The sequence below is a fragment of the Pseudomonas sp. AC239 genome, from assembly GCF_979258545.1.
Genome location: NZ_OZ409864.1, coordinates 4,963,165 through 4,976,750 on the forward strand (window position 1 = coordinate 4,963,165; position 13,586 = coordinate 4,976,750).

Genomic DNA, 13,586 nt, shown 5'->3' on the forward strand with positions numbered 1-13,586 from the left:
GCCTAGGCCATCGACGCGCTGCTGATAATGCGCGGTTTCAGGATGGAGTGATGAATTCTGCTCAGTAATCCTGACCAACATGACAAATAAGAATAAGTTTCAATTACCAATGCGCCGGTATACCATGCGCCGCGTTTTCATTGGCGGTTTTGCCCTTCGTTCTGGCCTATTCGTAAAGGTTTTCACCTCATGCGTCGAACTCTGCTTTCCATTTGTGTGCTGCAGGCGTTGTCTTCTTCCTCGTGGGCTGAGTCAGCCGAACCGACTTCTTCAACGCTTGAGCTGGAAGCCACCGATGTGGTCGGCACAGCGGATTACGAACGGGCAGACGGCCCGGTGCAAGGCTATCGCGCCACGCGTTCGGCCAGCGCCACGCGCACCGACACTTCCATTCATGAAACCCCGCAGTCAATCAGCGTGGTGACCAAGGACGCCGTCGAAGACCTCGGCGCGACGCGTTTGCAGGATGCGCTGGATTACGCCGGCGGCGTCGGACGGGCGAACAATTTCGGTGGGCAGGGCCTGACCACCTTCACCGTGCGCGGTTTTACAACCGGTGAGTTCTACCGCAACGGTTTCCCGATCAACCGTGGCTACCCGAACATGCCCGACGCCAACACCATCGAGCGCCTGGAAGTGCTGCGCGGCCCGGCGACCATGCTCTATGGCCGTGGCGATCCCGGCGGTACCTTCAACGTGGTGTCGAAACAGCCGTTGCCCGAGCGCACCGTTACCTTGGGCAGCCAATTGAACGACCAAGGCATGAAGCGCGGCACCCTCGACGCTTCCGGGCCGCTCGATGAAGAAGGGCGTCTGGCCTATCGCTTGAATGTGGTGGGCGAGGGCGGTGACACCTTCCGCGATCATGTCGAGACCGAGCGCTACGGCATCACGCCGGTGCTGACCTGGCAGGCCACCGACGCGACCAAGCTGATTTTCGAAGGCGATTTCATGCGCAACAACGCGCCGCTTGATCGTGGCGTGACGCGCTACCCGGCGCAGATCGGCACTGCCTCGCGCGATACCTTCTTTGGCGAGAAGGACGTCGGCAAGCTGCACAACGACAACAACATGGCGCAACTGCGTTTCGAACACATGCTCAACGACGACTGGACCCTGGGCGGCGGTTTCCAGTGGCTCGACGGTTCGCTCAAGGGCAATGCGATCGAGGCCAACGGCATTGCCGCTGACGGCCGCACGCTGGGGCGCAACTTCAACTACCGCAAGCTGGAATGGACCGACAAGGACACCCAGCTCAACCTCACCGGGCATTTCGACACTGGCGGTCTGCAGCACACCTTGCTCACCGGCATCGAGTATGAAGATTACGATTACAAGTCGATCATCCAGCGCTCCAGCGGCGCGGTCAGTGCCTACCCGATCGACGTCTTCAATCCGGTCTACGGCCAGCCACGCCCGGCGCTGACCCGCACACCCACCCACGATAAAGAGAACCTCAAGACCTACGCCGCGTTCGTGCAGGATCAGGTCGCCCTGACCGACAAACTGAAAGTGCTGGCCGGCGCACGTTTCGAGCGCTTCGAGCACGATTACGAAACCTACGTGCCGGGCGGCAAGAGCTGGCAGGCCAGCGACAACGCCGTCACCCCGCGTATCGGCGTCACCTACGACCTGACCGATACCCTGGCGGTCTACGCCAACACCGCGCGCTCGTTCAAGCCCAACACCGGCGCCAGTCGCGAAGGCGGCGGCTTCGCTCCTGAGAAAGGCAAGTCCTACGAGATGGGCGTGAAGTGGGAAGCGCTGGATCAGCAGTTGAGCGTCGACGCGGCGATCTACCAGATCGAAAAACGCAACGTGCTGACCACCGACCCGGTGGATTCGACCTTCAGCGTCGCCGCTGGTGAAGTACGCAGCCGTGGTTTCGACGTCAACGTGACCGGCAACCTCACCCCGGAGTGGCGAGTGGTCGGCGGTTACGCCTACGTCGACGCCGAGGTGACCAAGGACAACACGCTGCGCTCCGGCACCCGTCTGCTGAACATTCCGAAGAACAGCTTCAGCCTGCTCAATATGTACGAATTCCAGGACGGCACGCTCAAAGGCCTTGGCCTTGGCACCGGCCTGAAATACGTCGACGAGCGCGCCGGGCAGACCGCCAACACCGCGTTTTCCATGGGCAGCTACACCGTGGTCGACCTGCTGAGCTTCTACAAGGTCAACGACAAGGTGCGGCTCAATCTCGATGTGAAAAACATCTTCGATCGCGACTACGAGGAAGGCGCCTTCGGCAATGTTTACGCCTACCCGGGCGCGCCGCGAACCGTGCAGGTGGGGATTTCCTACACGCTGTAAATCGCCGCAGCGGTTGCCGCAGCCCCATGCTGGCCTGAGAGTGGCATGTCGAAATCAGACATCGGCATGCCGCACTCAGGCTAGTTGCGCGGCGGTCGGGCCACGTAAGGTGAAGCATCATTTCGTCGGCAAAGCGTCTGCGTCGCAGCTTTCGCCTGATGCCGCCACCGGAAATGATGATCGCCTGACGCTCAGTCAGTGGCCCAAACGTCGATCATGAGAACAATAAGAACCCATGACTAGCCTGAACCCCAAGGACTCCAACGGTCAGTTGGCGCAAGGTTTCAAACCGCGTCACGTCACCATGCTTTCCATTGCCGGCATCATCGGCGCAGGACTTTTCGTTGGCTCAGGCCACGCCATCGCCGCCGCAGGACCTGCGGTGCTGCTCGCTTATCTGTTCTCCGGTCTGCTGGTCGTGCTGGTGATGCGCATGCTCGGTGAAATGGCCGTGGCGCACCCCGACACCGGCTCGTTTTCCACCTACGCCGATCAAGCCATTGGCCGCTGGGCCGGGTTCACCATTGGCTGGCTCTACTGGTGGTTCTGGGTGCTGGTGATTCCCATCGAAGCACTGGCCGCCGGGCACGTGCTCAATCAGTGGTTTCCCCAGGTCGATGCGTGGTTGTTCGCTTTGCTGTCGATCGTGCTGCTGGTGATCACCAACCTGTTCAGCGTGTCGAAATACGGCGAGTTCGAATTCTGGTTCGCCATGGCCAAGGTCATCGCAATCATCGGTTTCATCGGTCTGGGTTTTGCGGTGCTGATGGGCTGGATTCCCGAACGCGAAGCCAGTGGCTTGAGCACGCTGATGGCCGAGCATGGCGGCTTTGCGCCCAACGGCATGTCGGCGGTGGTCGGCGCGTTCATCACCATCATGTTCAGTTTTATCGGCACCGAAGCGGTGACCATCGCCGCTGCGGAATCGAACAATCCGGCGCAGAACATTGCCAAGGCCACGCGCTCGGTGATCTGGCGCATCGGCATTTTCTATCTGCTGTCGATCTTCGTGGTGATTTCCGTGGTGCCGTGGAACGACCCGCAGCTCGCCTCGGTCGGTTCCTACCAGCGCGCACTGGAACTGATGAACATCCCCAACGCTAAATTCCTCGTCGACGTGGTCGTATTGATCGCGGTGGCCAGTTGCATGAACTCGTCGATCTACATTTCCTCGCGCATGCTCTATTCGCTGGGCCGACGCGGTGATGCGCCGCCGGCATTGAAGGTGACTTCGACCGCCGGTGTGCCGCGCGCGGCGGTCATTGCCAGCACGGTGATCGGCGCAGGCGTGACGTTACTCAGCTATTTCATGCCGGCCGGGCTGTTCCAGTTCCTGCTCGCCAGCTCCGGCGCGATTGCCTTGCTGGTGTATCTGGTGATCGCCATTTCGCAGTTGCGCATGCGCCGCCGACTGGAACGGGAAAAGGTCGAAATGACCTTGCGCATGTGGCTGTTTCCCTGGCTCACCTGGCTGGTTATCGCCTTTATCTGCGCGGCGTTGGCAGTGATGATGATCACCCCTGAACATCGCCTGGAAGTGACTTCGACCATTGGCCTGGCGCTGCTGATCTCGTTCATTGGCCTGGTCACCAGCCGCCAGCACCGGCCGGCGGGCAGGGTGGCGGCTGTTAGCAAAGCCTAAGCAAACAACGCCTTGAGCCCGCGGGAAAACCAGCCGTTCGGGCTTGAAGGCAGATGCTCACGTTGATTGAATGAGCCCGTCAACGCGCAGGTTTCACCGGCGAGCGAGCCCATCAGTTGCGGCAGTAAAAAACTGCGTTCGCATTCACTGGCGGACAGTCCGGTGTTCTCTTGCGGCCAAACCACGTTGGTTTCTGCATACGGCTTCATGGCGCACCTCCTCAACATTCAAACATCCAGCACCAGGGTGTCGCTGCCCTGCGCCGGGGCGGCGCAGCAGATCAGCACTTCGTCGTCCGCCAGGCGCATGGCCGGCGGGGTGAGGTAATGCACCTGGCCGCTGGTAAGGCGGGTTTTGCAGGTGCCGCAGGAACCGCCGCGACAGCTGAACTCCGGATTCAAGCCACGTGCCTCGGCCAGTTCCAGCAAGGTGCCGCTGCCCGGTTCCCAGCGTGCTTCCTTGCCGGACGTGGCAAACAACACCTTGACCGGCTCTTCCGCGACCGGCACTTGCGGCGGCGCCGGGGTGCTGATTTCGACGTCGCGGATCAGCGTCGACGGGCCGAAGGTTTCGGCGTGGATGCGATCATCGGGAATGCGCATTTTGCGCAGGCCGTCGTACAGCGCCTGAGTGAAGCTGCCCGGGCCGCACAGGTAGAAATCGTAGTCATCCAGCGGCAGCAGGCTTTTCAGCAAGGCGATGTCGATGCGCCCGGCATGGTCGTAGCCCTGCGCTGTTGCTTCCAGCGGCGGCTGGCTGACCACGCGCAGCACTTTGACCTTGTCGCCTGCACGCGCGGCCAAGGCGTCGATTTCATCGCGAAAGGCCAGATCCTCGACGGTGCGACTGCTTTGCACTACCCAGGTCGGGCGCATGCGGCTGATGCGTTTGCCCTGATAGACCACCTCGCGCAGCATCGACAGCAACGGCGTCACCCCAACCCCTGCGGCCAACAGCACCAGTGGCCGGCGTTCGGTGGCGTCGACGGTGAAATCGCCCTGCGGCGCGCGCGCTTCGATCAAGTCCAATGCCTGCACCCGATCATGCAGATGCGAAGACACCGAGCCATCGCGTTTGACGCTGATGCGCAGGAACTCGTCCGACGGCGCGCTGGACACGCTGTAGGTGCGGATCGATGCGGCGTCCTGACCGTCGAGCAAGACCTTGATCGGCAAGTGCTGGCCCGGTTCGAAGCGCGGCAGGCCGAAGCCGTCGTTGGCTTGCAGGTAAAAGGAGCGGATCTGCGGACTCTCATCGACCACCCGCGTGACGTGCAGCGCGCGCCATTGATTGCGCAGCGCTTCGGCCTGCAGACGCTCGCGGGCCTGCTCCCAGCTGCCGGTCATTTGCGAATTGGGCGAATCGCCTTGCGGCTGCTCGGCCCAGCGCAGCGGCAGCGCGGCCTGACGGTAAACGATGCGCTGCGGCTTGAAGCGCCACAGGCGCTCGGCGCCCTGGAACGCGGCGATCTGCGGATCGTCGAGCAGCACTTCTGCGCTGCCGGTCATCTGCAACAGATCGCCGCTTTCGAAATCGATGAAAGTCAGCCCGGCGCGCGGGTTGAGCAGAATGTTGCCCAAGGTGTTGAAGAACAGATTGCCGGAGAAATCCGGGATGGTCAGGGTGCCGTCCTCGTCCATGTGCACGAAGCCGGACTTGCCGCCGCGATGGGACACATCGACCTGGCGCTCGCCGTCGCGCACCACATAGGTGGCCACGTAGAACGAATCGGCGGCGGTGATCATGTCGCGCACCAAGGGTTCGCTGACCGGCAGGTCGAGCGCGGTGTCGGTGGTCTCATCGACGAAGGCGTAATGGCGCAGGTTGATATAGCGCGGGCAGTTGCCGTAGGCCTGGGTCACGGCGATCTCGAGGCTGTTGTCCTCGCGGCGGCTGATGTTGCCGTTCATGCGATTGCGCCGACGGGTGTGCAGCTCGATGCCGAGCATGCCGATCGCATCGCCGGGTTGCAGGCCTTGATTGGCCGGGTCGTTGGGCTGCGCGTCGAGTTTGATCTTCAGCACCTGTGGCGACGGCGAATCCATGAACCCCGGTTGACCGGTGCGCAGCGTCGCCCACGGATCGCCCTGGCTATCAACGGCACCGAGCACGACGAAGGGCAGTTGCGCATAGAACTCGCGGTGCTGGTCCGGCATCCAGTCGCGGGCCAGTTGCCGCTGGCCGACACCGACCATCATCTCCACCGCGCCGACGGCACGTTGCAGGGTCAGCTCACCTTCATGCCAGGGCGAGGGCTGCGGTTTCGACGCTGTGTCCATTTCGATTCTCCTCGGGTACAAACGGGCCGGTGAGCCGCCTGGGGCTGAAGCTCAAGTGGGCTCATGTTCGCCCCCGGCCGGTTGCGAGGGAATGGCCAGAAACTGCAATCCACTGTTTCACTCGGTGAAATGATCCCTACGCGCGCCTAAGGAGGAGGGTGATTATTTCACTGGCTGAAATGCTCGATTGTATTGGCTGAGGATTCCGCGATTTGCGGCAGGGGAGCAGGATGAGCCCCATCGACACGATCAGCGGGTCGACCTCAGATAATCCAGGAGCACGTCATGTCTCAGTCAGCCGTCAAACTGTACCGCCATCCGTTGTCCGGCCACTCGCATCGCGTCGAGTTGATGCTGTCCCTGCTGGATGTGCCGACCGAACTGGTGTTCGTCGACCTGATGAAGGGCGCGCACAAAACCCCTGAATTCCTCGCCCTCAACCGATTCGGCCAAGTGCCGGTGATTGATGACAACGGTACGGTGCTCGCGGATTCCAACGGCATTCTGGTTTATCTGGCGAGCAAATACGGCAACGGCCAGTGGCTGCCGAGCGATCCGGTCGAGCAAGCCAAGGTGCAGCGGTGGTTATCGGTGGCAGCCGGGCAGATCAGCTCGGGTCCTGCCACGGCGCGCCTGATCACTGTGTTCGGCGCCGGTTACGACGCGGCTGATGCGATCAAGCGTTCCCACGCTTTATTGCAAGTGATGGAAGACGAGTTGGCCAACAGCGCATTCCTTGCCGGCGACAAGGCAACCGTTGCCGATGTGGCCGCCTACACTTACGTCGCCCACGCGCCGGAAGGCAATGTCTCGCTTGAGGATTATCCGAATGTGCGGGCGTGGCTGGAACGGGTCGAGGCGCTGCCCAAGTTCGTCGGCATGCAGCGTACAGCGGTGGGCCTGCAAACAGCTTGACTCACAACGATGCACATCCCCTGTGGGAGCGAGCCTGCTCGCGAAAGCGGTGTGTCATTCAACGGTGATGTTGACTGACAGAATGCCTTCGCGAGCAGGCTCGCTCCCACATGATTTCACTGTGTTTTCGAGGTTTTTTACAGGTTCCCGTCTATGGATCGTTTTCAGGAAATGCGCATGTTCCTGGCCGTGGCCGAGGAGGGTGGCTTTGCGGCGGCGGCGCGGCGTTTGAACACCTCGCCCCCCAGCGTCACCCGCGCCATCGCTGCGCTGGAGCAACGCATCGGCACGCGTCTGTTGTCGCGCACTACGCGCAGCCTGCATCTGACCGAGGCCGGCCATCGTTATCTGGACGATTGCCGGCGAATCCTTTGCGATGTCGACGAAGCCGAAGAAGCCGCTGCCGGCAGTTATCGGGTGCCGTGCGGGCACTTGAGCGTGACCGCGTCGGTGTTGTTTGGCGAGTTGTTCATCGCGCCGTTGCTGGCGCAATACGTCGATGCGTTTCCTTCGGTGCATCTGAAGGCCTTGCTGGTTGATCGCGTAGTGAACATGGCCGAGGAGGGCATTGATGTCGCCGTGCGCATCGGTCATCTGCACGAAAACAATCAGCATGCAATCAAGGTCGGCGAGGTCCGCCAAGTGATCTGCGGCACCCCCGATTACTTCGCCCGCTATGGCCGACCGCAACATCCGAACGAGCTGAGCCGCGCCAATATCGTCATGTCGTCCGCCAGTCATTTGCTCAGCGATTGGCAATTCGCCCATGCCGATGGCCCGTTGAGTTTTCGCTTCGAGCCGCGTCTGGTGGTCACGGCGAATCAGGCGGCGATCAACATCGCCAGTTCCGGTTGGGGCATTACCCGGGTGCTGTCTTATCAAGTCGCCAGCCAGGTCGCGGCCGGTGAACTGGAATTGGTGTTGCAGGCCTTTGAGCCGCCGGCGTTACCGGTGCAACTGGTCTATCTGAAACATCCGCGCGTACCGGCGAAGGTGCGCACGTTTGTCGATTTCCTCAGCGAACGTCTACAACATCATCCAGCGCTGAAAGCCGTGAACAGGGTTCACGGCTAAGGCTTCAAGGTTCAACTCAGCGCTGGATCACTTTGCGGCCGCAGCGGTTTCGATCAGGCTGGCAACGGCTTTCGGATTGGACACCATCACCACGTGCGAAGCGCCTTTGACCACGACGGTCTGCTTGGAGTGCGCGCGTTCGGCCATGAACGCCAGGGCTTGCGCCGGGATGTTCTTGTCCTGGTCACCGTAGACGAAGTACGACGGCACGGTTTTCCATGCAGGCTCGGTGGCGGCTTCGTTGAGCGCGGCGACGGTCACCGGGCGCTGGGTGGCGGCCATCAGCTTCGCATCAGCGGGGGAAACATCGGCTGCGAACTGCTCATGGAATTTGTCCTGCTGAATGTACAAATCCTTGCCACCATCGGCCAGCTCAACCGGGGCCGACAGGGTCGGGCCAAGGGTGCTGCCAGGGAAACGGCCGGACAATTCGGCTGCGGTTTCGCCCTTTTCCGGGGCGAACGCGGCGACGTACACCAGCGCTTTGACATTGGAATTGCCGTAAGCGGCTTCGCTGATCACCGGGCCACCGTACGAGTGCCCGACCAACACCACCGGAGTTTTCACGCTGGCCAGCACATCCGCCACCGATTGCGCATCGCCCTTGACCGAGCGCAGCGGGTTGGCAGCGGCGATCACCGGGTAGCCATCCTTCTCGAGAATCTTGACCACGCCGTTCCAACTGCTCGAATCGGCAAAGGCACCGTGCACCAGCACTACGGTAGGTTTGACCGGCGCGGCGAACGCTGCGGTGGCACCGAACACGGCGGCGGTAAGGGGCGAGGGTAGCGAAGACTTTGTTCATGGTGATGTCCTGTCGTTTGATTAGGGTAGGAATGGAAGCGACAGGGGTATTTAGCGCGCTAAATGTGTCAGTTATGTGTGCGCACGGCCGGCCTTCGCATGCGGGTGTATCTGGGTTGGCGAAAGCTACACGCTGATACAAAGCGATCCATCCATTCAGATCGCGCGGCGAATCTTGCCCGGGGCCTCGCCGTAAGTTTCCTTGAATTTCTTGCTGAATGCAGCTTGCGACTGATAGCCGACCTGCACGGCAATATCGTTAAGGCCCAGATGCGAATGGCTGAGCAGACTGAACGCCAGCTCCATGCGCAACTGGGTCAGCAGCACCCACGGCGACACGCCAGCGACTCGGGCGAAGGTGCGCATGAACGTCGCGCGGGACATGTTCGCGATGTCGGCCATGGCTTCGATGGTCCATTCGTGCGCCGGATTGGCCAGTATCGCCTGACAGGTCCGGCCGAGGCGCTGGTCGCCGAGCAGCGCCAGGGTGCTCTTGTCCTGCTCCGCACGGGCCAGGTGCGCACGCAGAATCAAGGTGAACAAGGCCTGGGACAGTGAATCGAGGAGAAAGCGTGCACCCGGCTGTTCGCTGTCGGCTTCGCTGCGCAATAGCGCGACCAGGGCTGTCAGCGGCGCATCCACCGGCAAACCATCGTTGGCAATCAACAGGTAATCGGGGAGGGCGGCGAACAGCATCGATGCGCGGTTGTAATGAAAGCCACCGCAGAGCATGTCCAGATCGGCGCTCGCGCCACCCAGCCGATAAATCGGCAACACCCCGCCGGGAATCAGCGTGGGCGACATCGGCGCTACGTTTTTGCCGGCACTGTGCAGCACATGCGGCGTACCCCGTGGCAACAACAGAATATCGCCAGCGCGCATCGCCAGGCGTTGCCCGCTGGCCAGTTCTACGCGGCATTCACCTTTGAGCACGATGTGATAGGGCGCCTTGCCCAAGGCTTCCTGTTGATGATCGCGCGCCCAATCGCCTTGGAACTGGCAACGCAGATCGAGGCTGCCGCGCACGTTGGCCAGGCTGATGAGCTTATCGAGCGAGTTCATTGGCACCCATCACGATGGAAATCCGCAAAGTTGAGACGATTGAGCAAGACGTTGAGCATGACCGACAAAAGCACGATTCGGTAGCACCGCAGACTGACTCCACTTTCATTGCTCTGGAGAAGTCGCATGTTCACCTCAATCAACGCCGGACTACAACAGCTCGGCAAACTCGATCGCCTCGGCATCCCGCTGATGCGCGTGGCCATCGCCATCGTGTTCCTGTGGATCGGCGCGCTGAAATTCGTCCCGTACGAAGCCGACAGCATCACGCCCTTCGTCGCCAACAGCCCGGTGATGTCGTTCTTCTACGAACACCCGCAGGACTACAAGGCGCACCTGACCCATGAGGGCGAGCTGAACGCCGACAAGCGCACCTGGCAGACCGCGAACAACACCTACGGCTTTTCCACCGGGCTTGGCGTGGTGGAAATCCTCATCGGTCTGCTGGTCCTGTCCAACCCGCTTTCCCGCCGCACCGGCCTGCTCGGTGGCGCGCTGGCGTTCGCTACGCCGCTGGTGACCCTGAGCTTTCTCATAACCACACCTGAAGCCTGGGTCGCTGCGCTGGGCGATGGTCAGCACGGCTTTCCCTATCTGTCCGGCGCCGGACGCCTGGTGCTCAAAGACGTCCTGATGCTCGCCGGAGCGCTGCCGGTCATGGCCGATTCCGCGCGCCAATTGCTGACTGAACGTCAGGCCTGAATTCCTCATCCTTTATAGAGAGATCACACCATGAAAACGCTTTTTGCTTTAACCCTGGCCATCCTCGCCGGCAATGTGTTCGCCGCCACCGAACCTGCACAGACCGGCGTGCCACTGGATATCGCCAAAACCATCAGCATTACCGACACCAGCGCTGCCTGCGGAATTGTTCCGGTGGAGGTCGTCTATGAAGACAGTCAAGGTCAGCGGCATGTCGCCACTTACAGCGTTTTGGGCGATGGCTGCGGTGGCGATTAGCTTAGGTTTGGCCCATAACTGCAGCGGACTCGAATTTCTCAGTCCGCTGCAGCGTTTCCGGAACACCGATCAACAGCAGCAGAAACGCAGCCGCTGCAACCCCGGCAAGGGTCAGGAATGCCGCGCTGTAACCGGCGGCCTCGACGACAAATCCGGCCAGTCCATTGCTCAGCGCCGCGCCCAGGCCAAACGCTGTGGTCAGCGCGCCGAGGCTGACATTGAAATGCCCGGAGCCGAGGGTCAGATCCTTGACCATCACCGGGAACAGCGCGCCGAACAGCCCAGCGCCGACGCCGTCGAGCAGCTGCACGGCGACCAGCCAGTACGGATCATCCGAGAAGGTGTAGAGCAAGCCACGCAGCGGCAGGATCAGAAAACCCGCCAGCAATAACGGTTTGCGTCCCCAGACATCGGCTTTCGCACCGGCCAGCAGCGCCATCGGCACCATCACCAGTTGGGCTGCGACGATGCACGCCGACGTCAGCGGCGTGGCCATGTGCAAGTTGGCTTGGGCGAGTTTCTGGCTCACCAGCGGTAGCATCGCCGCGTTGGCCAAGTGAAACAGCGCGCAGCACAGGGCAAACATCAGCAACGGGCGATTGCTCAGCAGTACCTTGAATCCGGACGGCTGATGGCTTTGATCGCCAGGCTGCAAACCGCGCGCGACATCGTGATCTATCGCTTCTGCCGAAACGAACAGCACGGCAACTACGCTCGCCAAGGCCATGACGGCCATCAGATAAAACACCGCCACCGGACCGAACAGATAGGCAAACAAACCGGCCAATAACGCCGCGCAGGCGCTGCCGGCATGGTTGAACGTCTCGTTGCGGCCGGTGCGCCGGGTGAATGCACGCGGGCCGGTGATGCCCAGCGTTATCGCGGAAATCGCCGGAGCGAAAATAGACGCTGCCGCCGCGCTCAAGGCTTGGGTCAATGCCACCAGACTGAATGAAGAAATGAACGGCAGCAGCAGACAACTCGCCGTGACCAACAGCGCGGCGATGATGACCAGCGCCCGTTTCGCCCGACTGTTGTCAACCAGCGCACCGGCCGGTGTCTGCGTGATCAGTGCAGCGATACCGGCGAGAGTCATGACCACGCCGATGCTGGCCGGGTCCCAGTGGTGTACGGCGAGCAAGTAGATGGCGAGGTAGGGCCCGAGGCCGTCGCGGACATCGGCGAGAAAGAAATTCAGACTGTCCAGCGAGCGGTTGTTGCGGCGATCGAGATGGCTGATCACGGTGGGCAGTCTCTTGAAAGTGAGGCCTGCGAAAATGTATCAACCTCGGCAATCCTAATGACCGAAGCGGCAGGGGATTAGTTGCAGAACGGCGGAGCAGTTGCTGCTCCGCAGATATTCATGCGTCAGGCGTTTGCAGTATCTCGATCCACAATGCGCCTTTGCCGGATGCCGCTTCACCGACACGCTTCAACGCGCCATCCTTGCTCACCGCGTACGTACCGACCTTGGCGCTTTTCTCGCCGGTCACCAGCAGCCAGTGGCCATCGGGGGAGAAGGCGATGTTGCGCGGTTGTTGTTCTTGCACCGGGTAGTTGTCGAGAAATTTGAGCCCTCCCGAGGCCGGGGCCACGGCAAAAGCCGAGACGCTGCTGCTGGTGCGCTCGCTCATCAGCAGCAGTTTTCCGTCCGGCGACATGCGCAGGTCAGCGGCCCAGATACGTGGAGTCGGGTCGTCTTTCAAGTCGTTGTTGCGCGCATCCCGAACTTCGCCGTGGGCCAGCTTCAAACGCTGGGGAATGCCATTGGCTTCAGCGATTTGCGTTAATGCGCCGCTGGTTTCGTCGATTGAAAACGCGGTCACGGTGCCGCTCATTTCGCCAACGACATAAAGGAATTTGCCGTCCGGCGAGAATGCCAGGTGCCGAGGGCCGGTTTTCTCCGGGACGCTGACCGAGCCGCTGCCGATCGGGCTGAGCTCGCCGGTTTTGGCGTCCAGGCGATATTGCAGCACCTTGTCAGTGCCCAGATTGCCCGCATAGGCAAAGCGGTTGCTCGGCTCGGTGCGAATCGAATGCGCATGCAGGCCGGTCGGGTAGCGCAGGATATTGGCGGAAGGTTGATGATCTTCGCCGATCTTTTGCACGCTGAGGGTATCTGCGCCGTACGAGGCCGCGAGCAGGTAGCGTCCTTTTCGGTCGGTCGACAGGTAGGCCATGCTTTCTGCCAGGGGGGCCTGGGTAAATTTTGTCAGGTGACCGCTTGTGGGATCGATCCGATAACCCACGACCTGGAAGGGCTTGACCCGCAAGGCTGCAAACAGCACCTTGCCGTCCGGGGTGAGGGCCATGGGATTGACTTGATCACCCGCCTGGACCTGTTCGATGAGGGTGAGTGCGCCGTTGTTTTGATCGAGGCGGTATTGCGAGATCAGACCGTCGCCGGGGCTTGAAATGTAAGCGTAAGTAGCGGCATTAGCCGTCACGCTCAACGTGGAGGCGAGCGCAGCGATCAAGAGGGTTGTTTTCATCATTTCCAGCCTTATTGTTGTTGTGATCAGTCATCCTATGAG

At 61.2% G+C, this 13,586-nt stretch carries 11 protein-coding genes and 1 pseudogene; 6 read left to right on the top strand and 6 right to left on the bottom strand.

The features are described from left to right. Positions 1-189: 189 nt before the first annotated feature. Positions 190-2,316 carry a TonB-dependent siderophore receptor gene (locus ACZ0AZ_RS22610; RefSeq protein ID WP_039762836.1) on the top strand — a complete coding sequence of 709 codons (2,127 nt, stop codon included), beginning with the start codon at positions 190-192 and terminating at the stop codon, positions 2,314-2,316. A 235-nt stretch (positions 2,317-2,551) separates the two neighbouring features. Then, positions 2,552-3,958 carry a GABA permease gene (gene gabP, locus ACZ0AZ_RS22615; RefSeq protein WP_123442439.1) on the top strand — a complete coding sequence of 469 codons (1,407 nt, stop codon included), beginning with the start codon at positions 2,552-2,554 and terminating at the stop codon, positions 3,956-3,958. On the opposite strand, the gene ACZ0AZ_RS22620 is transcribed toward gabP, so the two are convergent. Next, complete coding sequence (locus tag ACZ0AZ_RS22620; RefSeq protein ID WP_122706258.1) at positions 3,955-4,167, bottom strand: hypothetical protein; 213 nt, start codon at positions 4,165-4,167, stop codon at positions 3,955-3,957. The two genes, gabP and ACZ0AZ_RS22620, sit on opposite strands and share 4 nt — an antisense overlap. Positions 4,168-4,185: 18 nt before the next feature. Then, positions 4,186-6,237, bottom strand: a complete 2,052-nt coding sequence (locus ACZ0AZ_RS22625; RefSeq protein ID WP_463538183.1) for a 2Fe-2S iron-sulfur cluster-binding protein — start codon at positions 6,235-6,237, stop codon at positions 4,186-4,188. Between the two features lie 285 nt (positions 6,238-6,522). Here ACZ0AZ_RS22625 and ACZ0AZ_RS22630 point away from each other — a divergent pair, with 285 nt between their 5' ends. Both ACZ0AZ_RS22630 and ACZ0AZ_RS22635 read left to right on the top strand, forming a co-directional pair. Continuing rightward, a complete protein-coding gene (locus tag ACZ0AZ_RS22630) occupies positions 6,523-7,152 on the top strand; it encodes a glutathione S-transferase family protein (RefSeq protein WP_400500714.1) in 630 nt (209 codons plus the stop codon). A gap of 153 nt (positions 7,153-7,305) precedes the next feature. Next, positions 7,306-8,226, top strand: coding sequence for a LysR family transcriptional regulator (locus ACZ0AZ_RS22635; RefSeq protein WP_016774781.1), 921 nt, complete (start codon positions 7,306-7,308; stop codon positions 8,224-8,226). Positions 8,227-8,253: 27 nt separating this feature from the next. On the opposite strand, the pseudogene ACZ0AZ_RS22640 reads toward ACZ0AZ_RS22635, so the two are convergent. Beyond that, positions 8,254-9,031: pseudogene (locus ACZ0AZ_RS22640) on the bottom strand (alpha/beta fold hydrolase). Between the two features lie 155 nt (positions 9,032-9,186). Beyond that, complete coding sequence (locus tag ACZ0AZ_RS22645; protein ID WP_129999293.1) at positions 9,187-10,092, bottom strand: AraC family transcriptional regulator; 906 nt, start codon at positions 10,090-10,092, stop codon at positions 9,187-9,189. A 126-nt stretch (positions 10,093-10,218) separates the two neighbouring features. Here ACZ0AZ_RS22645 and rclC point away from each other — a divergent pair, with 126 nt between their 5' ends. Together rclC and ACZ0AZ_RS22655 are read left to right on the top strand one after the other, a co-directional pair. Beyond that, complete coding sequence (gene rclC / locus ACZ0AZ_RS22650; RefSeq protein WP_129999294.1) at positions 10,219-10,794, top strand: reactive chlorine resistance membrane protein RclC; 576 nt, start codon at positions 10,219-10,221, stop codon at positions 10,792-10,794. Between the two features lie 30 nt (positions 10,795-10,824). Further along, entirely contained in the window at positions 10,825-11,052 is a 228-nt protein-coding gene (locus ACZ0AZ_RS22655) for a DUF2790 domain-containing protein (RefSeq protein ID WP_129999295.1), read from the top strand. Between the two features lies 1 nt (position 11,053). Here the strand turns inward: ACZ0AZ_RS22655 and ACZ0AZ_RS22660 are convergent, their stop codons facing one another. Then, positions 11,054-12,295, bottom strand: coding sequence for an MFS transporter (locus ACZ0AZ_RS22660; RefSeq protein ID WP_463538184.1), 1,242 nt, complete (start codon positions 12,293-12,295; stop codon positions 11,054-11,056). Positions 12,296-12,413: 118 nt separating this feature from the next. Beyond that, positions 12,414-13,547, bottom strand: a complete 1,134-nt coding sequence (locus tag ACZ0AZ_RS22665) for a lactonase family protein (protein ID WP_463538185.1) — start codon at positions 13,545-13,547, stop codon at positions 12,414-12,416. Positions 13,548-13,586: the final 39 nt, after the last annotated feature.

Excerpts from the sequence above, each read along its gene's own strand:
- ACZ0AZ_RS22635 (WP_016774781.1), top strand. The coding sequence starts at position 7,306 with ATGGATCGTTTTCAGGAAATGCGCATGTTCCTGGCCGTGGCCGAGGAG.
- gabP (WP_123442439.1), top strand. The coding sequence starts at position 2,552 with ATGACTAGCCTGAACCCCAAGGACTCCAACGGTCAGTTGGCGCAAGGT.
- ACZ0AZ_RS22655 (WP_129999295.1), top strand. The coding sequence starts at position 10,825 with ATGAAAACGCTTTTTGCTTTAACCCTGGCCATCCTCGCCGGCAATGTG.
- ACZ0AZ_RS22610 (WP_039762836.1), top strand. The coding sequence starts at position 190 with ATGCGTCGAACTCTGCTTTCCATTTGTGTGCTGCAGGCGTTGTCTTCT.
- ACZ0AZ_RS22620 (WP_122706258.1), bottom strand. The coding sequence starts at position 4,167 with ATGAAGCCGTATGCAGAAACCAACGTGGTTTGGCCGCAAGAGAACACC.
- rclC (WP_129999294.1), top strand. The coding sequence starts at position 10,219 with ATGTTCACCTCAATCAACGCCGGACTACAACAGCTCGGCAAACTCGAT.
- ACZ0AZ_RS22625 (WP_463538183.1), bottom strand. The coding sequence starts at position 6,237 with ATGGACACAGCGTCGAAACCGCAGCCCTCGCCCTGGCATGAAGGTGAG.
- ACZ0AZ_RS22665 (WP_463538185.1), bottom strand. The coding sequence starts at position 13,547 with ATGATGAAAACAACCCTCTTGATCGCTGCGCTCGCCTCCACGTTGAGC.
- ACZ0AZ_RS22630 (WP_400500714.1), top strand. The coding sequence starts at position 6,523 with ATGTCTCAGTCAGCCGTCAAACTGTACCGCCATCCGTTGTCCGGCCAC.
- ACZ0AZ_RS22645 (WP_129999293.1), bottom strand. The coding sequence starts at position 10,092 with ATGAACTCGCTCGATAAGCTCATCAGCCTGGCCAACGTGCGCGGCAGC.